The organism is Streptomyces sp. YIM 130001 (assembly GCF_003574445.1).
Taxonomy (GTDB): Bacteria; Actinomycetota; Actinomycetes; order Streptomycetales; family Streptomycetaceae; genus Streptomyces.
Window position 1 is genome coordinate 1 of the sequence record NZ_KZ984560.1, and the last position, 25078, is coordinate 25078.

Sequence of the window (25078 nt, forward strand, 5' to 3'; positions counted from 1 at the left end):
GTCGTCCCCGATCCCTGGGCGGCGATCTCGAGCCTTCGACAGGGAGGGCGCCCCAAGAGTGGCCGGCGAAGCTCCCCTTGGCCGGCCACCATGCCAAGCATCTGCATGCTGCGCGTTCTCATGTCATGGGCTGTCTGTCCGTCCGCCAAGCCTCACCCGACTGCGCCCTGTTCTGCATGTTCGCCTTCTCCGGGGAGTTGGACGTCACCAGCGTCGGCACGTTCGCCGATACTGTCGTCCGTTCCCTCGAACAGGGCGGGCGGCACTTCTGCCTCGATCTCTCCGGCCTCACCTGGTGCGACAACGGCAGCCTCTTCACCCTGCTCGGGATCCGGAACGCCGCCAACCACGCAGGCGGCAGCCTCTCCTGCACTGCCGTCAGCACACCCGTCCGCGAAGCTCTCTACCGCACCGGCCTTAACGAACTCCTGCCGGTCGTACCTGGCTAGACGCCTCGCGGGTCCGGGCAGCCGGGGCCACATCCCTCTTCCGATCAGGCCGGGCGTCTTTCTATTCTCCATGTGGGGCCCGGCTCATAGCCGTTCCGCCCCTGGCCCCCTGCCCCCGGGTCGTGACGCAACCACCTGCCCGCTGGGGCCGCACTGCCGACAAACACGGCTCCAGCCCGGCTCTTCAGGCGCGACAGGACAGTGGGGCCACTCCCGCGGCCCGCACCTCTCATGCCAGAAGGGCCCCGCGGGGACCGAACGAAGGGGAGCTCCGGTCCCCGCGCCCGTCCCGGCTGCCGCCCTCATAGCGGCAGCCGGGGCCGTCAGCGTCCCACTCCACCGACGCCACGTCTGCACGACGGAAGCTCCGACTCAGACCACCCTGCGACCTGAACCTGAAACGCAGCACCAACAGCCCGGCGCCCCTTGCCGGACAGCGCACGTTCTCAAACAGGCACTTACCACTCCTGCGTGACATTTTGTCTCCGTGGACATGCCGGTGAGGAACTGCCGACCGAGTCGCCGCGGTGCAGCACTCTTGGCAGCGCCTGCGCCATGTCGTAAATCTTGCTGGCCGCTGTGGCATCCTGCTCGGCTCTCAGGGGGATGGTTGATGACCGAGGCTCTGTACGGCCTGCTCGGCGCGCTCGGAGGTGCTCTGATCACCAGTGCTGCCGCCTACTGGGGTCCGCTGCAGATGCAGCGCCGTGCCTTCACGGCCGACGCCGAGCGCGCCGAATTGACCCGGCGGGAGGCAGAGTCCGAACGCGAATCGGCCCGGCAAACGGCAGGAAGTCGTCGACGCCCAGGCGGTTCCACGGTGGCATCGGCATCCTGGCCGGGGCCGGGCTGGCCGCGTCGAATGCCCACAGGTCGTCCGCCGACGCCTCGCTCCACCACTTGCCGCGGCTCCACAGGAAATCGAAGAACAGGCAGTAGTCGTCCGTGTAGTTGCGTTTCGTCTCCGGCGCGAGATGGGCGAACGACGACCGGCACAGGTACCAGTTCAGCACCTCGTCGATGCGGAAGTCCGGAGAAAGAAGAATCGGATCTCCAGGATGAATCCCAACACGATCCTCACGTACAGCCAGGTCCTCCCACCCGGCCAGAACCGCTACCCGACACCCCGCCACCCGACGATCCTCGGGCACCCAGAACGTACGCCAACCCGGCACGCCACCATCCCTGCTCGATCCGCTTCAACACGCCAATCCAACAGGGAAGACCGGGACTCCGATCTCCTCCGCCACTGGCTCACCCGAGCCCTCGCCGCCGAGAACGCCCAGGACATCTTCGAGACCGACCAGCCCCACGACCTGCTGCCGGTACTCGACTTCGAGACCGAGGAGCGCCATGACCCCTGACCGGACTCCCCGAAAGCCCTACAGCCCCGTCGAGATCCAGGCCCAGGAGCAAGCCCGAAAGGGCCTGCTGCTCATCCTCGACAGCCGCGGCATCGACGTCCCCGAGGACGTCCGCCGACGCATACTCGGCTGCCAGGACCTCAAGGTTCTCCGCACCTGGCTGACTCGAGCCGCCACCGCTCCGACCGCCGCAGCCGTCACCGCCGACGCCGGCAACGAGGCGTAGTCGCGGGTCGGCGCCGCCACCCCGTCCGCTCCCCGCACCAGTGACCCAAGCCCGTCCACAGGTGACCGGAAGACCCTTGACGCTGCCCGGGGCTGGAAATATCTTTCAAGGGTGAGCAATCAGCTGAAGGAAATTTTCACCGGCGACGCGCCGCCCGCCCCGGCGGCCCTCGCGGCCAAGGTCCGCACGCTCGGGCCGTCCATGACGCGGTCGATGCACCGCGTCGCCGAGGCCGTGGCCGGTGATCCCGCAGGCTGCGCGGCGCTGACCGTCACCGGTCTCGCCGAGCTCACCGGCACCAGCGAGGCCACGGTGGTCCGTACGGCCCGCCTCCTCGGGTACCCGGGATACCGGGACCTGCGGCTCGCCCTCGCCGGGCTCGCCGCCCAGCAGCAGTCCGGCCGCGCGCCCGCCGTCACGGCCGACATCGCGGTGGACGACCCGATCGCGGACGTCGTCGCCAAGCTCGCGTACGACGAGCAGCAGACCCTCGCCGACACCGCCGCCGGACTCGACACCCACCAGCTCGGCGCCGCCGTCGGCGCGCTCGCCGCCGCCCGCCGCATCGACATCTACGGCGTCGGCGCCTCCTCGCTCGTCGGCCAGGACCTCGCCCAGAAGCTGCTGCGCATCGGCCTGATCGCCCACTCGTTCAACGACCCGCACCTCGCGGTGACGAACGCGGTGCAGCTGCGCGCCAAGGACGTGGCCATAGCGATCACGCACTCCGGTTCGACCGTCGACGCCATAGAGCCGCTGCGCGTCGCCTTCGAGCACGGCGCGACGACGGTCGCGATCACCGGCCGGCCGAGCGGCCCCGTCTCGCAGTACGCGGACCACATCCTGACCACGTCCACGGCCCGCGAGAGCGAGCTGCGCCCGGCGGCCATGTCCTCACGTACGTCCCAACTCCTCGTCGTGGACTGCCTGTTCGTCGGCGTGGCGCAGCGGACGTACGAGACCGCGGCGCCCGCGCTCAGCGCTTCGTACGAGGCGCTCGCCCACCGCCACACCCCCCGGACGAGCCGATGACCACGATCGAGTCCGCCGCCCGTGCCGCCCCCGGCCCGCGAGCCGACCCCGCTCCCCGGGCCGCCCCCGGCGACCTGGCCGAGCAGCCGACCTGACGGCCCCGGCCGCCCGAGACGTCCCGCCACCCGCACCCGTCTCCCCGCACCGCGCACACCTCCGCGTACACGAAAGAGCCGCCACCCCCATGACCTCCACCACCGACGCCACCACCCCCGCCGGCCCCGGTAATTCCACCGGCGGCTCCGGCACCTACGGCGAACTCCGCGCCCAGTTGGCCACCCTCACCACCGAGGCGTTCCGCCCGGAGCTCGCGGAGATCGACCAGCTCTCCACCGAAGAGATCGCCCGGACGATGAACGGCGAGGACAACACGGTCCCCGGCGCCGTCGCCGCCCAGCTTCCGCAGATCGCCGCCGCGATCGACGGCACCGCGGAGCGGATGGCCCGCGGCGGCCGGCTGATCTACGCGGGCGCCGGCACCGCGGGCCGGCTCGGCGTGCTGGACGCCAGCGAGTGCCCGCCCACCTTCAACACCGACCCGGCGGACGTCGTCGGCCTGATCGCGGGCGGCCCGTCCGCCATGGTCACCGCCGTCGAGGGCGCCGAGGACTCCAAGCAGCTGGCCGCCGAGGACCTGGACTCGCTCGGACTGACCGCCGACGACACGGTGGTCGGCATCTCCGCCTCCGGCCGCACCCCGTACGCGATCGGTGCCGTCGAGCACGCCCGTACGCGCGGCGCGCTCACCGTCGGCCTCTCGTGCAACGCGGACAGCGCCCTCGGCTCCGCCGCCGAGCACGGCATCGAGGTCGTCGTCGGCCCGGAGCTGCTCACCGGTTCGACCCGCCTGAAGGCGGGCACCGCCCAGAAGCTCGTACTCAACATGCTGTCGACGATCACGATGATCCGTCTCGGCAAGACGTACGGGAACCTGATGGTGGACGTCCGTGCGTCCAACGAGAAGCTGCGGGCCCGCTCCCGCCGCATCGTCGCGCTGGCGACGGACGCCTCGGACGAGGCCATCGAGTCCGCACTCACCGCTGCCGACGGCGAGGTGAAGACGGCGATCCTGATGATCCTCGCCGATGTCGACGCCGACACGGCGAACACCCTGCTCACCACCTCCAAGGGCCACCTCCGCGCGGCCCTGACCTCCCACACCCCCGCCACCGACGGTCCCTCGACCGTCTGACCCGGCACCGCCACGACCCCGTACCGCTGAGCGAACAGCGCCGAACAGCAAGGCCCCGCACCATGGCTTCAGACAACAAGAACCGCGACACCGCCGCCGCGATCCTCCCGCTTGTCGGCGGCGCCGGGAACGTCACCTCGGTCGCCCACTGCATGACCCGGCTCCGCCTGGGCCTGCGCGACTCCTCCCTCGTCCAGGAAGAGGCTCTCAAGGCCCTGCCCTCGGTGATGGGGGTCGTCGAGGACGACACGTACCAGATCGTGCTCGGCCCGGGCACGGTCGCCCGGGTCACCCCGGAGTTCGAGCGCCTCGTCGAGGAGGAGCGTCCCGACGACGAGGCCGGGGCGCCCGCCGCCCCGGGCGGAGACGGGCACGCGGCGACCGCCGAGGAACTCGCCGAGCAGGGCGCGGCGATACGCGCGGCCCGCAAGGCGAAGAACCAGACGCCGTTCAAGCTCTTCCTGCGCCGGATCGCGAACATCTTCGTTCCGCTGATCCCGGCCCTGATCGGCTGCGGCATCATCGCGGGTCTCAACGGCCTGCTGATCAACCTGGAGTGGCTGCCCTCCGTCACCCCGGCGCTCGGCGCGATGGCCTCCGGATTCATGGCGCTGATCGCCGTGTTCGTCGGCTTCAACACGGCGAAGGAATTCGGCGGTACGCCGATCCTGGGCGGTGCGGTAGCCGCGATCATCGTGTTCCCGGGTGTGGCCGACATCGAGGCCTTCGGCCAGAAGCTCGCGCCCGGACAGGGCGGTGTGCTCGGCGCTCTCGGCGCCGCTGTCCTCGCCGTGTACATCGAGAAGTGGTGCCGGCGCTGGGTCCCCGAGGCGATCGACGTCCTGGTGACCCCGACCCTGACCGTCCTGGTCTCCGGTCTGGTGACCATCTTCGGCCTGATGTTCGTGGCCGGTGAGATCTCCACGGGCATCGGTACGGCGGCGAACTGGCTGCTCGACAACACCGGCGCGTTCGCGGGCCTGGTCCTCGGCGGGCTCTTCCTGCCGCTGGTGATGCTGGGCCTGCACCAGGCGCTGATCCCGATCCACACCACGCTCATCGAGCAGCAGGGCTTCACCGTGCTGCTGCCCATCCTGGCGATGGCGGGCGCGGGTCAGGTCGGCTGCGCGATCGCGGTGTTCAAGCGCCTCAGGCACAACACCTCGATCCGCAACACCATCAAGTCCGCGCTGCCCGCGGGCTTCCTCGGGGTCGGCGAGCCGCTGATCTACGGCGTCTCGCTGCCGCTCGGGCGTCCGTTCATCACGGCGTGCGTGGGCGGTGCTGCGGGCGGTGCGTTCGTCGGCTTCTTCTCGATGATCGGCGACAAGGTCGGCTCGACGGCGATCGGCCCGTCCGGCTGGGCGCTCTTCCCGCTCCTCGACGGCAACAAGGGCCTGGGCTCGACCATCGCGATCTACGCGGGCGGTCTCCTCGTCGGCTACGTGGTCGGCTTCGTGGCCACGTACTTCTTCGGCTTCAGCCGGGAGGCACTGGTCGAGCTGAACAGCGAGCAGGCGTCCGGCCCGGTCGTCGCGGCCGGTACGGGAGACGCTTCCGACGGACCCGACGACGGCCCGGCCGGCGGGACTCCGGCGAAGGAACCAGTCACGGTCTGACCCGGCGGCATTCGGGACTTGAACGTACGAGGGCGGCTCTCACCGAGTGGGGGCCGCCCTCACGCGTTCCCGGGACTTCCGTTCCGGTTCGGGAGCGTCGCGTCCGGTCCGCCTCACCCCTCGGTCCGGTCCCGGTCCCTCCCGGCCCGCCGCGCCCAACTCGGCGCCCATGTACCGCCGTCGACGACCTCGGCTCCACCGATCGCCACCTCGGCCGCTCCATCCACCGCTCCGCCGTCCACGAGGACGGAACGCGCCCCTTCCAGGTACCGGCGGAACGCCCCGAGCCCCGGATGCGGATTGTCCGTGCGCCACAGCAGGCAGTGCGGATAGACCGGCATCGGCCGGTGCAGCGGAATGCGGCGCAGATCGTGCCCACCGGGCCACACCAGCGGCGTCCGCTCGCTCATGAACGTGCCCAGGGTCGACGACTCGGCGACGGTGTCGAGCAGCACCTCGACGCCGAAGTCCGGGCCGACCTTGTCGATGACCAGGCCGAACTCGGCGGACAGATCGTCGTAGTACACCTCCCATTCGGTGCCCGGAGCATTGCCGGGCATCCAGATGCGGCAGCCGTCGAGCTGGTCCGGCCGGACCGCACGGGCACGGGCGAACCGGTGCCCGGGTCCGACCACGAGCTGCAGCGGCTCGTCCAGGACGGGCAGGCAGCCGACACCGTCGGGCAGTACGGTCCCGGGCTTGCTGACGGCCCGGAACGTCGCGTCGATCGTGCCGTCCAGGAGCGCGGCCACGGCCTCCTCGGCGTCGAAGAGAGTGACCACGTCGAGGTCGGTCTCCGGATGCCGGCGGTGGAACTCCCGCAGCAGTCCGGCGGGCGCCACGCGGCGCCCGATCACGTCGACCCGCAACGCCCGCCGCCCGGGCCGCACCGATGCCGCGGCCCGCTCCTCCGCCTGCAGCAACGCCCTGGCGTGCGGCAGGAACGCCTGCCCGTCGATGGTGAGCCGCGCACCGCGCGCGGTGCGCACGAACAACGGCACACCGAGCGCCGCCTCGAGCGCGGCGACGCGCTTGGACACGGCCTGCTGGGTGAGCGACAGATCGACGGCGGCCTGCTGGAACTGGCCCGCGTCGGCTGCCGCGACGAAGGTGCGTACGGCGTTGAGATCCACGGAGGACACCGTATCCCCGGGGCCTCTTCGGACAACGATTGGTTGTGGCTCATGGGCAGCCAGTTGTTTGATCCCAGGCCCGGCAGCTCGCTTGGATGTGGCGGGTCAACGGGAGGTTGATTCACCGGTGCCACGTTCTCTCGCCCCGAGCAGCTCCGCCACGAGCGGTTCCGATTCATTCGTCCACCTGCACAATCACACCGAGTACTCGATGCTCGACGGCGCACAGAAGCTGCGCCCGATGTTCCAGGAGGTCGCCCGCCAAGCCATGCCGGCGATCGCCATGAGCGACCACGGCAACATGTTCGGCGCCTACGAATTCGCCCGCGTGGCCAAGGAGTTCGAGGGCGTACGGCCGATCATCGGCATCGAGGCGTACGTCGCGCCGTCCTCGCGCTTCTCGCGCCGGCAGGAGTTCTGGGGACCCGGCGGCCGGCGCGCGGTCGGCGAGGACGGCGAGGGCTCCAAGGACGTCTCGGGAGGCGGCCGCTTCACGCACATGACGATGTGGGCACGGAACGTCGAAGGGCTCAGGAACCTGTTCTGGCTGAGCACCCGGTCCAGTTACGAGGGCCAGTTCCCGGCCGGCAAGCCGCGCATGGACCGCGAGCTGATCGCCGAACGGCCGGGCGGCATCATCGCCACCACCGGCTGCCCGTCCGGCGAGATCCAGACCCGCCTGCGGCTCGGCCAGTACGCCGAGGCGCGGGCCGCGGCGGGTGCGTACCAGGACATCTTCGGTCGGGAGAACTACTTCCTGGAGCTGATGGACCACGGCCTCGGCATCGAACGGGACGTCCGCGCCGACCTGTTGCGCCTCTCCGCCGACCTCGGCATCCCGCCGCTCGCCACCAACGACGCCCACTACGTCACCGAGGACCAGGCCGACGCCCACGACAACCTGCTGTGCATCGGCGTCGGCAAGAACAAGGACGACCCGAAGCGCTTCCGCTTCAACGGCTCCGGCTACTACCTCAAGTCCCCCACCGAGATGCGCCGCCTCTTCGACGGCCTGCCCGAGGCCCCCGACAACACCCTGCTGATCGCCGAACGCATCGAGCCCTACGACGAGGTCTTCGACCAGGTCGACGAGATGCCGCGCTTCCCGGACGTGCCCGAGGGCGAGACCCAGGAGTCCTGGCTGCGCAAGGAGGCGACCGCCGGACTGGTGAAGCGCTACGGCGACCCGGTGCCCGCCCACGTCATGGAGCGTTTCGAGACCGAGATGTCGGTCATCGGCCCGATGGGCTTCAGCTCGTACTTCCTGGTGGTGGCCGACATCTGCCGGCACGCACGGGAGAACGGCGTCCCGCTCGGCCCGGGGCGCGGCTCGGCCACCGGCTCCCTGGTCGCGTACGCCACCCGCATCACCGAGCTCTGCCCGCTGGAACAGGGCCTGCTCTTCGAGCGGTTCCTCAACCCCGAGCGCATCAACCCACCTGACGTCGACCTGGACTTCGACGACCGCCGCCGCGACCGCATGGTCCGCTACGTCACCGAGAAGTACGGCGACGAGTACACGGCCATGGTCAACACCTTCGGCCGGATCAAGGCCAAGAACGCCATCAAGGACTCCTCCCGCATCCTCGGCTACCCGTACGCGCACGGCGAGCGCATCACCAAGGCGCTGCCGCCCGACCAGAACGGCAAGTCCGCCCCGCTGGACGCGATCTTCGACACCGGCCATCCGCGGTACGGGGAGGCCGGCGAGATCCGCTCGCTCTACGAGGCCGATCCGGACGTGCGCAAGGTGATCGACACCGCCCGCGGGGTGGAGGGCCTCACCCGTGGCACCGGCGTGCACGCCGCCGCGGTCATCCTCTCCAAGACCCGCCTCACCGACCGGATCCCGCTGCACATGCGGGCCGCGGACGGGGTGCGCATCACCGGCTTCGACTATCCGTCCTGCGAGGCGATGGGCCTGGTCAAGATGGACTTCCTGGGCCTCAGAAACCTGGGTGTCATCGACCAGGCCATCGAGAACATCCGGGAGAACCGCGGAATCTCGCTCGCCACCGTCGACCCCATGGACGGCGACACGTCGAAGACGGTGATCCCGCTCGACGACCCGAAGACGTACGAACTCCTCGCCGCGGGCCACACGTTGGGCGTCTTCCAGCTCGACGGCGGCGGCATGCGCGCCCTGCTCAAGCTGATGGAGCCCACCCGCTTCGAGGACATCGCCGCCGCCAACGCCCTGTACCGGCCGGGCCCGATGGCGGCGAACGCCCACACCAACTACGCCCTCCGCCAGAACGGCAAACAGCGGCCCACACCCATCCACCCGGAGCTCGCCGACGCCCTGGAACCGATCCTCGGCCCGACCCACCATCTCCTGGTCTACCAGGAGCAGATCATGGCGATCGCACGGCAGTTGGCCGGCTACTCACTCGGTGGTGCCGACATGCTGCGGCGCGCGATGGGCAAGAAGAAGCCGGAGGTACTGGCCGCCGAGTGGGAGAAGTTCCACGGCGGCATGCGCGACAACGGTTACTCGGACGAGGCGGTCCAGGCCCTGTGGGACGTGATGCTGCCGTTCTCCGGCTACGCCTTCAACAAGTCGCACACCGCCGGATACGGCCTGGTCTCCTGCTGGACCGCGTATCTGAAGGCCAACTATCCGGCCGAGTTCATGGCCGCACTGCTCACCTCGGTCGGTGACGACAAGGACAAGGCCGCGCTGTATCTCGCCGACGCCCGCCGGGGCGGCGTGCGCGTGCTTCCGCCCGATGTGAACGACTCGGTGTCCGAGTTCACGGCGGTCGGCGACCATGTGCGGTTCGGGCTCAAGTCCGTGCGCAATGTGGGGGACGCGGTGATCGAGGCGGTCGTGGCGGCCCGGCGGAGCAAGGGCCGGTTCACCTCGTTCGCCGACTTCCTCGACAAGGTCGAGCTGCCGGCGCTGCACAAGAGGGCCGTCGACTCACTGATCAAGGCGGGCGCCTTCGACTCGCTGGGGCACACCCGCAAGGGCCTGTCGGCGGTGCACGAGTCCGCCATCGACGCCCTCATCCCGGTGAAGAAGGCCGCGGGCTTCGGCCAGGACGACCTCTTCGCCGCACTCGACGGCCCCGCGGCCGATGACGGGCCGGCCTTCGGCCTCGACTTCCCCATCGCCGATGCCGAGTGGCCCCGCCTCCAACTCCTCGCCACGGAACGGGAGATGCTCGGCCTGTACGTCTCCGCCCACCCGCTGGACGGCGCCGACCACATCCTGTCCGGCGCCCGCGACTGCACGGTCGCCGAACTGCTCGCCTCCGGCCGCACCGGCGGCGACGTACGCCTCGCGGGCCTGGTGGTCGACGTCCAGCGGCGGATGACGAAGCAGGGCAACACCTGGGCCGTGGTGAACCTCGCCGACCGTGACGGCACGGTCGAGGTGCTGTTCTTCCCGGCCGCCTACCGCCTCGTCGAACCGGCCCTCACCGAGGACAACGTCCTGTCCGTCACCGGAAAGATCGAGGACCGCGACGGGAGCCTGAACGTCTTCGGCCGCGAGGTCACCGTCCTCGACGTCTCCTCCGCCGAGCACGGCGCCCATCCCCCGATCCGCCTGACCCTGCCGTCCCACCGCATCACCGAGCGCTCGGTGCACGAACTGAAGCGCATCCTCACCGACCACCCCGGCGAAAGCCCCGTCCACCTCACGGTCCGCGGCCCCCGCAGAACCACGGTCTACGCCCTGGCCGCCCACGTGGACGCCACCACGATCGCCTCCGACATCAAGGGCACCTTCGGGCCGGAGGCGTGGACGGGGACGACGTGACCGGCCGGCCCGGCGTCGGGCGAGCGATCAGCCCGTCTCAGACCGGAAAACGTTCCGTCGGCAGGGTCGCGTCGAGCGCCTCGAGCCGGACCGCCTCACCGAACGGCACCCGCTCGGCGTGCTTGTACGCCCCGTTCAGCGGCCCGGTGAACAGAGTCGTCGTCGGTCCGTGCTCGTCGAAACGGTCGATGAGCAGGTAGGACTCGACGGGAGCATGGGCGTAGGCCCAGAGCTTCTTCGTCCGGTCGTCCCTGGCGTTGCTCTTCGAGGTGATCTCGACGACCAGCAGGGCGTCGGCCGCGTCCATCGGGTCGTTGACGTCCGGGTCCGCGCCGTCCACCAACTGCCGCTCCATCACCACCAGATCAGGGACGTACAGCTTGTCGAGCGGGGCGATGTGGATTCCGAGGGTCTGGTAGATGCCCAACTCATCGGAGATGCCCTTGTAAAGACTGCGCTGCACGGCGTCGGCGATGCCGTTGTGCAGCGCATGTGGCGGTGGTACCAAAACGATCTGCCCCTCGTCGATCTCCGCGCGCCAGCCCTCCGGCACGTCCAGGTCGCGCCATGACCGCAGCAGGTAGTCCCACTGGCGACCAGGGTGTGCCTGGCCGGACTCGACCATCGCAGCGGTCATCGCGGGTCCCTCCTCCATCGGCTTGCTGTAGGCCGAGCGTAGATCGACGGATCGGCGGACGGGCCGCCTTCTCCCAGCGTCGCACGATCGGGTGGGCGACGCAGCCACCCGTAGGGCCTGGCTGCAGGGCCGAGAACGCGATGCTGGGTGGGACCCACCGATCACAGGCGTACATGTTCCTGTACGTACAGGATTCGGTACGTGAATGATCTACACCCGAGGAGACCCTCACGCGGACGATGACTGGTCCCGCCGCATCACCGACGAGCACCGCCTCGTGTACAAGATCGTCGAGGACGAGATCCGCGTGGCCGCCTGCCGCTACCACTACGAGCGGTGAGCGACGCGGGCACGGAACGGAGAACGCCGAAGGGCGGCACCCCCCGAAAGCTGGGGTGCCGCCCTTCGGTTCAGGACGGTGATCGACCGGGGTCGATCAGAAGTCCATGTCACCGCCCGGCATGCCGCCCGGGGCGCCGCCGGCAGCGGCCTTCTCCGGCTTGTCGGCGATGACGGCCTCGGTGGTGAGGAACAGCGCGGCGATGGACGAGGCGTTCTGCAGGGCAGAGCGCGTGACCTTCGCCGGGTCGATGATGCCTTCGGCGATCATGTCGACGTACTCGCCGGTCGCAGCGTTCAGGCCGTGACCGACCTGGAGGTTGCGGACCTTCTCGACGATGACGCCACCCTCGAGACCACCGTTGACGGCGATCTGCTTGAGCGGGGCCTCGAGCGCGAGCTTCACGGCGTTGGCGCCGGTCGCCTCGTCACCCTCGAGCTCCAGCTTCTCGAAGACCGAGGAGGCCTGCAGCAGGGCCACGCCACCGCCGGCGACGATGCCCTCCTCGACGGCCGCCTTCGCGTTGCGAACGGCGTCCTCGATGCGGTGCTTGCGCTCCTTGAGCTCGACCTCGGTCGCGGCGCCGGCCTTGATGACGGCCACGCCGCCGGCCAGCTTCGCGAGGCGCTCCTGGAGCTTCTCGCGGTCGTAGTCCGAGTCGGACTGCTCGATCTCGGCGCGGATCTGGTTGACCCGGCCGTTGACCTGCTCGCTGTCGCCGGAACCGTCGACGATGGTGGTCTCGTCCTTGGTGATGACGACCTTGCGGGCGCGGCCCAGAAGGTCGATCGAGGCGTTCTCGAGCTTGAGACCGACCTCCTCGGAGATGACCTCGCCGCCGGTGAGGATGGCGATGTCGTTCAGCATCGCCTTGCGGCGGTCACCGAAGCCCGGGGCCTTGACGGCGACGGACTTGAAGGTGCCCTTGATCTTGTTGACGACCAGGGTCGAGAGGGCCTCGCCCTCGACGTCCTCGGCGATGATCAGCAGCGGCTTGCCGGACTGCATGACCTTCTCGAGGAGCGGCAGCAGGTCCTTGACCGAGCCGATCTTCGAGTTGGCGATCAGGATGTACGGGTCGTCGAGGACGGACTCCATACGCTCCATGTCGGTGGCGAAGTACGCCGAGATGTAGCCCTTGTCGAAGCGCATGCCCTCGGTGAGCTCCAGCTCCAGACCGAAGGTCTGGGCCTCCTCGACCGTGATGACGCCTTCCTTGCCGACCTTGTCCATGGCCTCGGCGATGAGCTCGCCGATCTGGCTGTCGGCGGCGGAGATGGAGGCGGTCGAAGCGATCTGCTCCTTGGTCTCCACGTCCTTGGCCTGCTCGAGCAGCGCGCCCGAGACGGCCTCGACGGCACGCTCGATGCCGCGCTTGAGGGCCATCGGGTTGGCACCCGCGGCCACGTTGCGCAGGCCCTCGCGGACCAGCGCCTGGGCGAGGACGGTCGCGGTCGTCGTGCCGTCACCGGCGACGTCGTCCGTCTTCTTCGCGACCTCCTTGACCAGCTCGGCGCCGATCTTCTCGTACGGGTCCTCGAGCTCGATCTCCTTGGCGATGGAAACACCATCGTTGGTGATCGTGGGGGCGCCCCACTTCTTCTCGAGGACGACGTTGCGACCCTTGGGGCCCAGGGTCACCTTGACGGCGTCGGCGAGCTGGTTCATGCCGCGCTCGAGGCCGCGCCGTGCCTCCTCGTCGAACGCGATGATCTTGGCCATGTGAAGTGGTCCTCCCGGACAGAAGGGGTCCCCCCACGCTCCCTTGGGAGCAGAGGGGGCGGATTTCTCCGGACCGCGCTGGCGCCCGCGACGGACGGCCTGCATGCTGTGTGGTTCCTTGCCCCACCCGGCTGCCGGCCTCACCGACCCGGTCCTTCTTTGTCACTCTCACTCGGAGAGTGCTAACGCCAATGATTAGCACTCACCCCACCCGAGTGCAAGCGCCTCGGGAGAGGCCGTACAAGGCGACCGACCGCCCGAACTCCTTGTACGGCCAGGGCTCCACCCCCTCGCACGACCCCGTCCGACGAAGGTCAGCGCAGGCTGTGAACCCGGTACGAAGCCGCGGACCACGCGGGCGCCCCGTCGACGGGCGTCAGCGTCACCGTGATCTCGCCCTTGCCGGCGGAGACCCGGCCCGGAATCTGGTAGACGTCCTCGAGCCAGCGGCGTTCGCTGTTGGCGAGCGGCTGTTGCCAGTCGGGCAGCTCGACACCGTCCACCGAGACCTTCACGTGCTGTCCCGCCGACCGCTGATCGGACAGGCGGCGCAGTTCCACTCCCTGGTTGCGGCGGTCGGTCGCGAGCGTGAAGGAGACCGGTGCCCGGGTCGCCCTGGTGTCGGCCTCGAGCGCCGGCGCGTGCCGCAGATCGCCCTCGAACCTCGAGTCGAGACCCTGGACGGGACCGGGAACGGCCGAGGTGTAGTCGTGCGCACGCTCGCTCTCGGCGTTCCCGAGGGTCAGGGTGTCGGTGCGGTGGCCGGACGGCTCGGACCGTCCGTACCAGTACGCGGTCGAGGAGTAGTCGGCCGCCACGTCGTTGGTCGGGCCGTGCTCGATGTCGAAGTCGATCGAGGAGGAGAACGGCACCGCGTCGTGCAGCATCAGGCGGAAGGCGCCGGTGCAGTCCTTGCCCTCGCCGCAGCCCGTCACGCCGCCCAGGTGAGTCGGGTTGCCGTGCCAGGGGGTGGAGAACGTCTCCCGGTTGAAGTACCAGCCCGCCTGGTAGAAGTCCTCGGACCCGGTGCCGTGGATCTGCGGGGTGCGTGCGCCGTCCACGTACACCCGCTCGTCGCCCTCCAGGAAGAACCGGTTGGCCGGGCCCTCCATGGAGTGCGTGACTCCGGCGAACTTGCCCTGTCCGGTGGCCTTCAGGAAGGTCCAGCTGCGGCCCTCCTCGGTGGGGCCCGCGTGCGAGTCGGTACGGAAGACCCCCTGGGCCCCGCTGCGCACCGCGCGGGCGTGCGCGGCCGAGGGTGCGGAGGTCACCTCGGCGTCGCCGGCGGTGACGGCGGTGTCCGAGCCGTTGTAGAGCTCGACGGTGGCCCGGGAGGAGAACGGCATCGGCCACCACGCGGACAGCGTGGACGACTCCGCGTCGATGCCGTACATCAGCGACCGCGCGTCGTTCATCGCCTGCCCGGAGCCGAAGAACTCACCGAGCGGGGAGTCGACGGTGCGGCGGCCGTCGAAGGAGATCCGCAGCCGGAGCCCTTCGAGGAGCTTGCGGGCGGCGCGTGCGTCGGCCAGCTCGTCCTCGTTCAGCGCGAGGGCGAAGGTGTGCTCGCCCTCCCAGGCCTGACCGGTGATCGCGTAGGCGTGCGCGGTCTCGTCGGCCGCGTCTGCGACGTCGACGGTGTCGGTGCGGCGCGCCTCGCCCCCGACCATGCTGTCGACCCAGTACGTGAACTCGTTGTAGTCGAGGGACGAGGAGACGAACTCGTTCGTCACGGTGATCCGGGACTTGCCTGCGGTCGCGGACGCGGGCAGCTCGACGCTCTGCTCGGCCCACACCCCGCCGCCGGCCGGCTCGCTCGCGGGCCACTCGGCGACCTTCTCGCCGTCCACGTGGATCGCGGCGACCTGCTCGTCGATGGACGGATCGAGACGCCGGGTGAGCCTGACTCCGTCGTTGTCCGGGTCCACGGCGACGGTGAACTCGCTGGAGCCGCCCTCGCCGAAGGCACGGCCCTCGTCGCTCTCGGTGCGCGGGGCGACGTGCTCGGCCTCCGGCAGCCGCACCTGGAGGGCGGAGAGCAGTCCGGGTCGGTTCGTGCGGGCGAGCGTCTGCGTCTCGCCCGGCGCGAGGTCCAGCTTCGCCTTCGCCGTGGCGGCTCCCGGGAGCGGGCTCTTCGGGTCGGCCGTGCCGGCCTTCCGCAGCGTGCGCACGACGTCCTCGGCCGGGTCGCCCGGATCGAAGGTCTCGACGCCGTCCGCGTCGGCGAAGGTGCGGTGCGAGACGTGGTGGAAGAGCGGGTTGCGCTCGGTGGTGATCCGCATCGACTCCCGGTACGGCATGGGCACTTCGATGTACACGCCGCCGGAGCTGTCGTCCGCGTTGCCGACCAGGGGGCGGACGAAGGGGGCGCCGAGTTTGCCGTCCACCACGTCCTGAAGCGGGGCGTCGACGACCTTGCGGCCGTCGAGTTCGACGGTGAGGTTGCCGGTGCGGCTGACGTCGCCGCCGTCGCGGGTGAACCAGAGGGCTCCGACCTCGCCCGCGCCACGGTGTTCGGCGATGACGCACCCGGCGTCGCTCTCGCGCAGGCAGGAGTAGCGGCCGTCGAAGCCGTCGTGGTCGTTGCCGCCGGTCCGGTCGAAGCTGGAGAACTGCTTCGTCTGCACGCCGCTGGTGAGGCCGGGCAGCCGGTCGAGCCCGCGGTACGTGTCCCAGCCGACGGGCCCCTTGGCGTCGCCGGAGCGCTGCGACGCGGCGGGGACCGGCCCGGGCGCCGCCTGCGCCGCCGCCGGTGGCCCGAGGGCGGCGGCGAGGATGAGGGCAAGGGCGGCCGCCACGGCGCCGCGTATCCCTCTGCGCTGTCGTCTCACGTGTGCCTCCTGCATCGATCGACCATGGGGCGGGCCCCTGATGACTGCTGTAATCGATTTCAAGCAATGAGCGGGAACGTAGAGGCAGTTGGAGGGCGGGTCAACGGTCCCGTACGCCTCGATTCCGAGGCATCGACCGTCACTGGAAGCTCAACAGGGGCTTTGCACAGGGCAGTTCGTGCAATCGATTTCACAACGCACGGGCGCCCGGCCGGAGTCGAAGCGGAGGTCAGCGGGTGATCGCGATCTCCGCGGCTTCGCCGGGCGCACGCCGAAGGGCCCGCACCCCGTGGGGTGCGGGCCCTTCGTCACGTCGTTGCGACCAGTCGCGCCGGCGCGTCTCAGACAGCTACGCGGACCATGTCCGCCTGCGGTCCCTTCTGGCCCTGCGAGATCTCGAACTCGACCCGCTGACCCTCTTCAAGGGTGCGGTAACCGTCCATCTGAATCGCGCTGTAGTGGACGAATACATCCGCACCACCGTCGACCGCGATGAAGCCGTACCCCTTCTCCGCGTTGAACCACTTGACGGTGCCCTGAGCCATGCCTAACTCCCCTATTACTGGCCCTTGCACGGAACCGCACTTCACGGATCCGGGTCAGACCTCACCCCCCAACGGCTTGGGGGTGTGCGCCGGAACGCGTCGACCGCGGCTGAATGTATCTGCCCAACTGCCGTCTGCAACAGGTCAATCGGACGAGAAATCTGGGCACGCCGGTTCGGGAGTATGCGGAGGATTCCCTGGAACCCAGGGCAAGTCGGGCCCGGCAAAAGGAATATAGGGAGCGAATTGCTCGAACACTTTGGCTACTTCTCATCGCAGAACCGGGCGGTTCTCATATGCTTCCGGCACACTCCAGGCACAGGGCGAAGCAGCGTTCCCAACTGTACCCCTCTCAACCATGCAGAATTGCCCCCTCCGCTTCTCTCTCGGAGGGGGCAATTCCGGTAACGCAGAGTGGTGCTGGGCTCCGGTGGCTCAGCCGCCGGCCACCGCCGGAATGATCGAGACGCCGGCGCCGTCCGGAGTCGCGGTCTCGAGGCCCTGCTCGAAGCGCACGTCGTCGTCGTTCACGTAGACGTTCACGAAGCGCCGCAGCTTGCCCTGGTCGTCCAGGACGCGCGCAGCGATCCCCGTGTGGTTCTTCTCCAGGTCCGCGATGACCTCGGCGAGAGTCCCGCCCTCGGCGGAGACCTCGGACCGGCCACCGGTGTAGGTACGAAGGATGGTGGGGATACGGACGTTCACGCTCATGAGTTCACCTCAAAATCTGGCCGCTCCGGCGGTTCGGGAGCGGGGGCCGGGGGCAGCGCCTCCGGTTTCGGGAAGGGGCGGGGTGGGGCTATTCGGCCAGCCCCGCGGCACGGAACGCGTCGAGCGACGGCTTGATCACCGCAGTGGCCTGCGACGTCGACGCCACCGCGTCCAACGTCTTCAGACCGTCCCCGGTATTGAGCACGACCGTGGTCAGCGCCGGATCCAGCGCCCCGGACGCGAGCAGCTTGCGGGTCACACCCACCGTCACCCCGCCCGCGGTCTCCGCGAAGATCCCCTCCGTACGGGCGAGCAGCTTGATCGCGTCGACGACCTGCTCGTCGTCCACGTCCTCCACACCGCCACCGGTACGCCGCGCGATGTCCAGGACGTACGGCCCGTCCGCCGGGTTGCCGATGGCGAGCGACTTCGCGATGGTGTCCGGCTTCTGCGGGCGCACCACGTCGTGGCCGTCCCGGAAGGCCGTCGACACCGGCGAGCAGCCCTCGGCCTGCGCACCGAAGATCTTGTACGGCTTGTCCTCGACCAGACCGAGCTCGATCAGCTCCTTGAGCCCCTTGTCGATCTTCGTGAGCTGGGAGCCGGAGGCCACCGGGATCACGAGCTGGTCGGGCAGCTGCCAGCCGAGCTGCTCGCAGATCTCGTACGCCAGGGTCTTGGAGCCCTCCGCGTAGTACGGGCGGAGGTTGACGTTCACGAAGCCCCAGCCCTCGCCGAGCGAGTCGCCGATGAGCTCGGAACAGAAGCGGTTCACGTCGTCGTAGTTGCCCTCGATACCCACGAGGTCGCCGCCGTAGACCGCGGCCATGACGACCTTGCCCTGCTCCAGGTCGTGCGGGATGAACACACAGGAGCGGAAGCCGGCGCGGGCGGCCGCGGCGCCGACGGCACCGGCCAGGTTGCCGGTGGAGGAGCAGGAGAGCGTGGTGAAACCGAAGGCGCGGGCGGCCTCGATGGCCTGGGCGACGACGCGGTCCTTGAAGGAGTGCGTCGGGTTGCCCGAGTCGTCCTTGATGAACAGGCCGCCGGTGACGCCCAGTTCACGGGCGAGGTTGTCGGCCTTGACGAGCTTGGTCCAGCCCGGGTTGATGTTCGGCTTCGACGCCACGTCGGCGGGGACGGGCAGCAGCGGCGCGTACCGCCAGATGTTGTCGGGGCCGGCCTCGATCTGCCGGCGCAGCGCCTCGGGGTCGCCGGTGGGCAGGTCGTAGGCCACCTCGAGCGGGCCGAAGCACAGCTCGCAGGCGAAGATCGGGCCGAGCGCGAAACGCTCGCCGCACTCGCGACAGGACAGTGCCGCGGCGGGTCCGAGATTCACGGACGCGGTGTCGGCGGCGGGGGTGGTGTCTGCTTCGGCGGATTGCACAGCCATGGAGGCGAGGCCCTTTCTCCTCATCTTTCTTGCGACGCACTTCGCCGCAAGACGGATTTGGCACCTTCCCTAGTCGGGAGCCTCACTGTGCTGATCACCGGTCCTTGGCACCGTGCGGTGCGGACGGGTGGCGAGACCGACTGGAGGGTTGCCGGGGCTTCAACGGGCCGTTCCCTCTGCCCCTCTGGATGAGCGGTATGTGGTTGTCGGCGGACGCCCCCGGCATGCGACGGTCATCCGCGTTGTTCAAGACTGTAACCGAAGGCAGTCACTGTTGAGATAGTCGTCCGAACGGCGAGATGGATCACAGCGCTACGCCTCGGACCGAACGACGACACCTGCAGGCGAGGGGACACGGGACGTGCTCGAAGAGGTGGAACGCTGGCTGACCAGGCGTTCCTGGTCGGTTTCCGACCGCCGGACGGACCTCCTGCTCGACGCGAAGGCAGGCCGGGGCAGCCGGATCAGCGTCGTGCTGCCCGCGCTCGACGAGCAGGCGACGGTCGGCGCGATCGTCTCGACCATCCGGCGCGAGCTGATGAGCCCGGCCGTCCCGCTGGTCGACGAGCTGGTCGTGATCGACTCCGGGTCCCGCGACCGCACCGCGGAGGTCGCGGCCGCGGCGGGTGCCCGGGTCGTGCACCGGGACGCGATCCTGCCGCGGATTCCCGCCCTGCCCGGCAAGGGCGAGGTGCTGTGGCGTTCACTCCTGGTGACCGGCGGCGACATCGTGTGCTTCGTGGACGCGGACCTCAGGGAGTTCTCCGCCGACTTCGTGCGCGGGATCGTCGGGCCGCTGCTCACCGATCCGGACGTGCAGTTCGTGAAGGCCATGTACGACCGGCCGCTCGGCGAGGTCGCCGACGAGGACCACGGCGGCGATCCGGGCGGCGACCAGGGCGGCCGGGTGACCGAGCTGGTGGCGCGGCCGCTGCTCAATCTGCACTGGCCGCAGCTGGCCGGTTTCGTGCAGCCGCTCGGCGGCGAGTACGCGGTCCGGCGCTCGCTGCTCGAGCAGCTCCCGTTCCCCGTCGGCTACGGCGTGGAGCTGGGCCTGCTCGTCGACGCGCTGCACACCGTGGGCCTCGACGCGCTCGCCCAGGTCGACGTCGGCGTGCGCAAGCACCGGCACCAGGACAGCCGGGCGCTCGGGCGGATGGCCGCCGCGATCTACCGCACCGCGCAGCTGCGGCTCGCCCGCGGTCATCTGGTGCGGCCGCGGCTCACCCAGTTCGAGCGCGGGCCCGGCGGTTTCGAGCCACACACCCGTCCGGTCGACACCGAAGAGCGCCCCCCGATGGGAAATCTCGCCGAGTACCAGGCCCGTCGTGTGGCGTAACGCATGATTGCTCCGCTTATTGCATAAATTCCGCCTTTATGTGGTTCAGACGGACAAAAGGGAAGCGGCCGCGGGCCGCCGCACGATTCACCGGGGCCCTGATCGCCTCGGCCACGGCCGCGACGGCGCTCGTCGGCACCGCGTCACCCGCCGCAGCTGACGTGATCGAACCCTTCACCAAGCGCTACGACGAATCCCTCTACGGCGATTTCAGGACCATCGGCAACACGGTCATGGGCTGCCCGACCACCCCCGCCGACATGGCGGCGCGATGTGCGGTCGCGGCGAGCGGCGAGGGCTCCGACAACAACAACACCTTCGACATGCAGCGGGTCGACACCACGGGCACCACCCCCGGCTACGGCTCGAGCACCGGCCAGGTCGAGATCCCGCCCGGCGCCGAGGTCGCCTACGCCCGCCTCTTCTGGGGCGGCAACGACGGCACGTACAAGTTCGGCAGGAACCAGCTGCAGCGCTGCGACGTGTCCGGCGCAGATGTCGAAGGCTCCCCCGGCGACCCGCTCGACGCCGTGCCCGAGGTGGGCGTCGCGGGCGGCGCGGCGAGCAAGGTCTCACCGCGGAACATGGTCCAGGACCCGACGGACACCAACGGCCCGCACTACTACACCGGCGAGGCCGACGTGACCTCGCTGTTCAGCGGCGTCACCGGCACCGGCGCGCCCCTCCCGGTCTCCGTCGGCGGCGTCTGGGCGCCGAACGGCAAGGGCTGTGTGGCCGGTTGGTCAATGACAGTGGTCTACCAGTACGACGCCCCGAACGAGCGGTACGCCCCGGACCGCCGCAACGTCTACGTGTACGGCGGCCACGTCCTGCAGCGCTCCACCTCGCCGGCCACCACGGTCGGCGTCGACGGCTTCTACCGCACCGCGGGCAAGCCGCGCGCGAGCGTCACGGCGTACGAGGGTGACTGGAACACGCCGGGCGACCGCTTCCTCGTCGACGGGCAGAACGTCACCGAGGCGCACACCGGCAACACCAACAACTTCTTCATCAGCGAGGACGACGGCTCGGTCGACCCCAGGTACCGCAACAACCTGAGCATCGACGCGAAGGAGTTCGACGTCCCCGAGGGCGCCATCCCGGAGGGCGCCACCGACGCCGATCTCACCTTCGAGACCAAGGGCGACACCTATGTCCCCTCCGCTCTCGCCTTCTCCGTCCCGGTGCCGGACCTGGAGGTGACCAAGACGGCGAGCCCGGCGAAGGTCCACCCCGGGGACACCGTGACGTACACGGTGAAGGCCAAGAACGTCAGCCGACTCCCGTACCCCAACGCCAAGTTGACCGACGACCTGACCGACACCCTGGACGACGCGACGTACAACAAGGACGCGAAGGCCACCATCGGGCAGGTCGGTTACGACGAGCCGCGGCTCTCCTACACCGGGGACATCCCGGCCGGTGAGACCGCGACTCTCACCTACTCGGTCACGGTCGACGACCCGATGCGCGGCGACGGCAAGCTGCGTAACGACGTGGATGTGCTGACCCCTCGCTCCAACTGCGACGAGGACAGCACCGACCCGGCCTGCGGCGCCACGCCCGAGGTCGATCCGTCGGCCCCGCCGGTGCCGCCCCTGACCGTGGAGAGCAGCCCGCAGGACGGCGAGATTCCGCCGTGCACCTCCACCACCAACACGGTCAGGATCACCAACCAGAGCAAGGACCCGCGCAGGGACGCGTCCTTCGAGTGGCCCGTCCGCAAGGGCGACAAGCCCGTCGCGAGCAGCGGCGAGATCGTCCGTGAGGGCTCGACGTACGTGTGGCGGGGCGACGTCGCCGCGCGGAGCACGGTCACCGTCACGCAGGAGGTGAAGGCGTCCTGCACCGCGGGCGAGAAGGTCGTGATCCCGGTGACCTCCCGGGTGGAGAAGACCAACTGCCCGTCCGCCGCCGAGCGTCCGGCGCGGGGCACGGGCCCCTGCGTGTCCGTGATCCTCGCGGAGCGGGAGCAGCACCGTCCGCCTCCGGCGTCGGAGTCGCCTGATCCCGGTCACCATGACGGCGGGCCGAAGCCCGGTCACGACGGTGGGCCGAAGCCCGGTCACGACGGTGGTGGCCTCGCCAATACGGGATCCAGCGACGGCACGCTGCTGTACGGGGGCCTCGCACTCGCCCTCGGCGCGCTCGGCGTCCTGATGCTGGCGCTCTCACGCCGCCGCCGGTAGCCGGAACACGGCCCCGCTCCCCGGACGCAGTCAGGGGAGCGGGGCCGACGCCGAGGGCGGCCGCAGGACACCGGGGCACCCCCGACGTTTGCCGGTCCCCCGCACCGGCTAGGTAACGCCACATGCCCGATCAAGCAGCGCAGCTGCTCGTCGCGTCGAATCGCGGCCCCGTCTCGTACCGCCTCACCGGCACCGACCCCCGCACGCTGGAAGCACAGCGTGGCGGGGGCGGTCTCGTCTCGGGGCTCTCCGCCATCGGTCCCGACGCCGGCGCCCTGTGGGTGTGCGCCGCGCTCGGTGACGGCGACCGCGAGGCGGTCGCCCGCGGGGTCGGTGAGCCGGGCGTGCGGATGATCGCGATCGAGCCGGAGGTGCAGGCCGACGCGTACAACGGCATCGCGAACTCGGTCCTGTGGTTCGTGCACCACATGCTCTACCAGACGCCCCAGGAACCGTCGTTCGGCCCGGATTTCCGCCGCCAGTGGGCACATTACGAGAGGTACAACCAGGCGTTCGCCGAGGCTCTCGCCGCCGAGGCGGCGCCGGGTGCGGCCGTGATCGTGCAGGACTACCACCTCTCGCTCGTCCCCGGAATGCTCCGCGAGCTCCGCGACGACCTCCGCATCGGCCACTTCTCGCACACCCCGTGGGCGCCCATCGAGTACTTCCGCCTGCTCCCGGACGACGTGGCGCGACAGCTCCTCGAGGGCATGCTCGGCGCCGACCGTCTCGGGTTCCTCACCCGCCGCTGGGCCGACGCCTTCACCGCCTGCTGCACGGACCTGCTCGGCCCGGACGCCCTCGACGGCACCGAGACCGGTGTGCACGGTCTCGGCGCGGACGCCGGCTTCCTGCGCGAGCGCGCCCACCGCGCGGACGTCGAGGAGCGCATCACCGCACTGCGCGAGCAGATCGGCGGCACGGACCGCCGCACGATCGTGCGCGTCGACCGCACCGAGCTGTCCAAGAACATCGTCCGCGGACTGCAGGCCTACCGGCTCCTCCTGGAGACCCGCCCCGAGTGGCGCGAACGCGTCGTACACCTCGCCTTCGCCTACCCGTCCCGCCAGGACCTGGCCGTCTACCGCGACTACACCGCGGAGGTCTCCCGGGTCGCCGAGGAGATCAACTCCACGTACGGCACGCCTGGTTGGACGCCGGTGGTGCTGCACCTGAAGGACGACTTCGCCCGCTCCCTCGCCGCGTACCGCATCGGGGACGTGGCCCTGGTCAACCCGGTCCGCGACGGCATGAACCTGGTCGCGAAGGAGGTCCCGGTGGTCTCCGACGACGGCTGTGCCCTCGTCCTGTCCCGGGAGGCGGGCGCGGCGGCGGAGCTCTCGGACGACGCCCTCGTCGTCAACCCGTACGACATCTCCGCCACCGCCGAGGCCCTGCACCAGGGCCTGACGATGCCCGCCGCGGAACGCACCGCCCGCACCGCACGCCTCACCGCCGCCGCTACCGCCCTCCCGCCGGAGCGCTGGTTCCTCGACCAACTGGACGCCCTGCGCGGTCCGGCGACCTGAGCGCCGGAAGGACGGTTTCGGCCACTCGGTGGGCCTCCTCCAGGAGGGGATTGCCGGACAGGATGAAGGTGTCGACGCGCAGATCCTCGTACTCCTTGAGGCGCTCGACGACCTGGGCGGTCGAACCGACCACTGCGGTGCCGGGACCCGGCCGGAACAGGCTCATCCCGGGCCAGAGGTTGGGGTGTTCCTCCAGTTCGCGGGCGTGCGCCGGCACCTTGCCGCCGTGCTGCCGGAACTGCCGCTTCCAGCCGACGCCGTCCTCGTCCGCCCGCTCGCCCAGCTGCCGGGCGTACGTCGCGTCGCTGGTGACGTCGAGCAGCCGGTCGGCCGCCGCCCAGGCCTCCTGCTCGGTGTCGCGGACGATGAGGTGGAGGCGCAGCCCGATGCGCAGGGTGCGACCGTACGCGGCGGCCCGTTCGCGCACCCGGTCGAGCTTCTCCTTGAGCAGGTGCGGGGGTTCGCCCCAGGTCAGGTAGACGTCCACATGTTCCGCGGCCATCTCGATGCCGGGGGCGGACGAGCCGCCGAACCAGAGCGGGATGTGCGGATCCTGTACCGGCTTCAGGTCACGGAAGGAGGCGCCCGCGTCCGAGAGGTCGTAGAACTCGCCCTTGTGGTCGAAGACTTCACCTGCGGTGAGCCGCTTCACGATCGACCAGTACTCGGCGCTGAGCTCGTAGCGCCGGTCGTGCTCGACCTGGAGGCCGTACTCGCGCAGGGTCCGGGTCGAGCCGTTGACCACGTTGAAGCGCAGCCGGCCGCCGAAGAGGGTGTCGAAGCTGAGCGCCATCTTGGCCAGCAGCGTCGGTGAGATCAGTCCCGGGTGGACGGCGAGCAGTGGCTTGAAACGGGTGCTGGTGGATGCCGCGAGCGCACTGCCGAGCGGCCATACGTCGTAGAGGTCGGTGGCCAGGAGTGCGCCGGTGAAGCCGAGACGTTCGACGGAACCGGCCAGTTGCTGGAGATAGCCCAGGTCGACGGGCCTGCGTCCGGCCGGCTCCCAGGGGTAGGCGCCTTCGCGCGGAATGATGTACCAGAGGACTTCGGAAGCCATCGCC

The 25078-nt window shown here is 69.9% G+C and carries 19 protein-coding genes, 1 pseudogene and 1 riboswitch; of the genes and pseudogenes, 11 read left to right on the top strand and 9 right to left on the bottom strand.

Features of this window, described 5'->3' with window-relative positions; genetic code table 11:
* Positions 1 to 125 precede the first annotated feature (125 nt).
* Entirely contained in the window at positions 126 to 449 is a 324-nt protein-coding gene (locus tag DSC45_RS22485; RefSeq protein WP_119293730.1) for an STAS domain-containing protein, read from the top strand.
* A gap of 713 nt (positions 450 to 1162) precedes the next feature.
* On the opposite strand, the gene DSC45_RS22490 is transcribed toward DSC45_RS22485, so the two are convergent.
* Positions 1163 to 1462 (bottom strand): hypothetical protein, encoded by a 300-nt coding sequence (locus DSC45_RS22490; RefSeq protein ID WP_119293731.1) that lies wholly within the window; start codon positions 1460 to 1462, stop codon positions 1163 to 1165.
* 45 nt (positions 1463 to 1507) lie between these two features.
* Between DSC45_RS22490 and DSC45_RS22495 the strand changes: the two genes are divergently transcribed.
* From DSC45_RS22495 to DSC45_RS22515, 5 genes are all read left to right on the top strand, one after another.
* On the top strand, positions 1508 to 1813 hold the full coding sequence (locus DSC45_RS22495) for a hypothetical protein (protein WP_119293732.1): 306 nt from the start codon (positions 1508 to 1510) through the stop codon (positions 1811 to 1813).
* Positions 1803 to 2039: a hypothetical protein gene (locus DSC45_RS22500; protein WP_119293733.1), complete on the top strand. Its 237-nt coding sequence runs from the start codon at positions 1803 to 1805 to the stop codon at positions 2037 to 2039. The genes DSC45_RS22495 and DSC45_RS22500 overlap by 11 nt, the downstream gene beginning before the upstream one ends.
* A 111-nt stretch (positions 2040 to 2150) precedes the next feature.
* Positions 2151 to 3071, top strand: a complete 921-nt coding sequence (locus DSC45_RS22505; RefSeq protein WP_119293734.1) for a MurR/RpiR family transcriptional regulator — start codon at positions 2151 to 2153, stop codon at positions 3069 to 3071.
* Positions 3072 to 3255: 184 nt separating this feature from the next.
* Positions 3256 to 4263: an N-acetylmuramic acid 6-phosphate etherase gene (gene murQ, locus DSC45_RS22510; protein ID WP_119293735.1), complete on the top strand. Its 1008-nt coding sequence runs from the start codon at positions 3256 to 3258 to the stop codon at positions 4261 to 4263.
* A 62-nt stretch (positions 4264 to 4325) separates the two neighbouring features.
* The gene (locus DSC45_RS22515) at positions 4326 to 5882 is read left to right on the top strand and encodes a PTS transporter subunit EIIC (protein ID WP_119293736.1); all 1557 of its coding nucleotides are present in this window, start codon (positions 4326 to 4328) and stop codon (positions 5880 to 5882) included.
* A gap of 113 nt (positions 5883 to 5995) precedes the next feature.
* Here the strand turns inward: DSC45_RS22515 and DSC45_RS22520 are convergent, their stop codons facing one another.
* Positions 5996 to 7015: a LysR family transcriptional regulator gene (locus tag DSC45_RS22520; RefSeq protein WP_119293737.1), complete on the bottom strand. Its 1020-nt coding sequence runs from the start codon at positions 7013 to 7015 to the stop codon at positions 5996 to 5998.
* A gap of 127 nt (positions 7016 to 7142) precedes the next feature.
* Here DSC45_RS22520 and dnaE point away from each other — a divergent pair, with 127 nt between their 5' ends.
* Positions 7143 to 10781, top strand: coding sequence for a DNA polymerase III subunit alpha (gene dnaE, locus DSC45_RS22525; protein ID WP_276145468.1), 3639 nt, complete (start codon positions 7143 to 7145; stop codon positions 10779 to 10781).
* Between the two features lie 37 nt (positions 10782 to 10818).
* Here the strand turns inward: dnaE and DSC45_RS22530 are convergent, their stop codons facing one another.
* A complete protein-coding gene (locus DSC45_RS22530) occupies positions 10819 to 11418 on the bottom strand; it encodes a Uma2 family endonuclease (RefSeq protein ID WP_119293738.1) in 600 nt (199 codons plus the stop codon).
* 244 nt (positions 11419 to 11662) lie between these two features.
* Here DSC45_RS22530 and DSC45_RS22535 point away from each other — a divergent pair.
* A pseudogene (locus DSC45_RS22535) lies at positions 11663 to 11758 on the top strand (type II toxin-antitoxin system YoeB family toxin); the annotation flags it as partial.
* A gap of 96 nt (positions 11759 to 11854) precedes the next feature.
* Here DSC45_RS22535 and groL read toward each other — a convergent pair.
* The 5 genes from groL to thrC all read right to left on the bottom strand — a co-directional run bounded on the left by groL (position 11855) and on the right by thrC (position 18984).
* A complete protein-coding gene (gene groL, locus DSC45_RS22540; RefSeq protein ID WP_119293739.1) occupies positions 11855 to 13480 on the bottom strand; it encodes a chaperonin GroEL in 1626 nt (541 codons plus the stop codon).
* 314 nt (positions 13481 to 13794) lie between these two features.
* Positions 13795 to 16311 (bottom strand): glycoside hydrolase family 172 protein, encoded by a 2517-nt coding sequence (locus DSC45_RS22550; RefSeq protein WP_240434779.1) that lies wholly within the window; start codon positions 16309 to 16311, stop codon positions 13795 to 13797.
* Between the two features lie 341 nt (positions 16312 to 16652).
* On the bottom strand, positions 16653 to 16856 hold the full coding sequence (locus DSC45_RS22555) for a cold-shock protein (protein ID WP_037653356.1): 204 nt from the start codon (positions 16854 to 16856) through the stop codon (positions 16653 to 16655).
* 435 nt (positions 16857 to 17291) lie between these two features.
* Positions 17292 to 17567 carry a MoaD/ThiS family protein gene (locus DSC45_RS22560; protein ID WP_119293742.1) on the bottom strand — a complete coding sequence of 92 codons (276 nt, stop codon included), beginning with the start codon at positions 17565 to 17567 and terminating at the stop codon, positions 17292 to 17294.
* Between the two features lie 88 nt (positions 17568 to 17655).
* Entirely contained in the window at positions 17656 to 18984 is a 1329-nt protein-coding gene (thrC, locus tag DSC45_RS22565; RefSeq protein ID WP_119293743.1) for a threonine synthase, read from the bottom strand.
* Positions 18978 to 19155, bottom strand: a riboswitch (SAM riboswitch). Its footprint overlaps the gene before it by 7 nt.
* Positions 19156 to 19321: 166 nt before the next feature.
* Between thrC and DSC45_RS22570 the strand changes: the two genes are divergently transcribed.
* The 3 genes from DSC45_RS22570 to DSC45_RS22580 all read left to right on the top strand — a co-directional run bounded on the left by DSC45_RS22570 (position 19322) and on the right by DSC45_RS22580 (position 24017).
* Complete coding sequence (locus DSC45_RS22570) at positions 19322 to 20299, top strand: glucosyl-3-phosphoglycerate synthase (protein WP_119293744.1); 978 nt, start codon at positions 19322 to 19324, stop codon at positions 20297 to 20299.
* Between the two features lie 38 nt (positions 20300 to 20337).
* The gene (locus DSC45_RS22575) at positions 20338 to 22488 is read left to right on the top strand and encodes a DUF7927 domain-containing protein (protein ID WP_119293745.1); all 2151 of its coding nucleotides are present in this window, start codon (positions 20338 to 20340) and stop codon (positions 22486 to 22488) included.
* Positions 22489 to 22610: 122 nt separating this feature from the next.
* Complete coding sequence (locus DSC45_RS22580; protein WP_119293746.1) at positions 22611 to 24017, top strand: alpha,alpha-trehalose-phosphate synthase (UDP-forming); 1407 nt, start codon at positions 22611 to 22613, stop codon at positions 24015 to 24017.
* Here the strand turns inward: DSC45_RS22580 and DSC45_RS22585 are convergent.
* Positions 23950 to 25074, bottom strand: a complete 1125-nt coding sequence (locus DSC45_RS22585) for an LLM class flavin-dependent oxidoreductase (protein WP_119293747.1) — start codon at positions 25072 to 25074, stop codon at positions 23950 to 23952. The two genes, DSC45_RS22580 and DSC45_RS22585, sit on opposite strands and share 68 nt — an antisense overlap.
* Positions 25075 to 25078 lie beyond the last annotated feature (4 nt).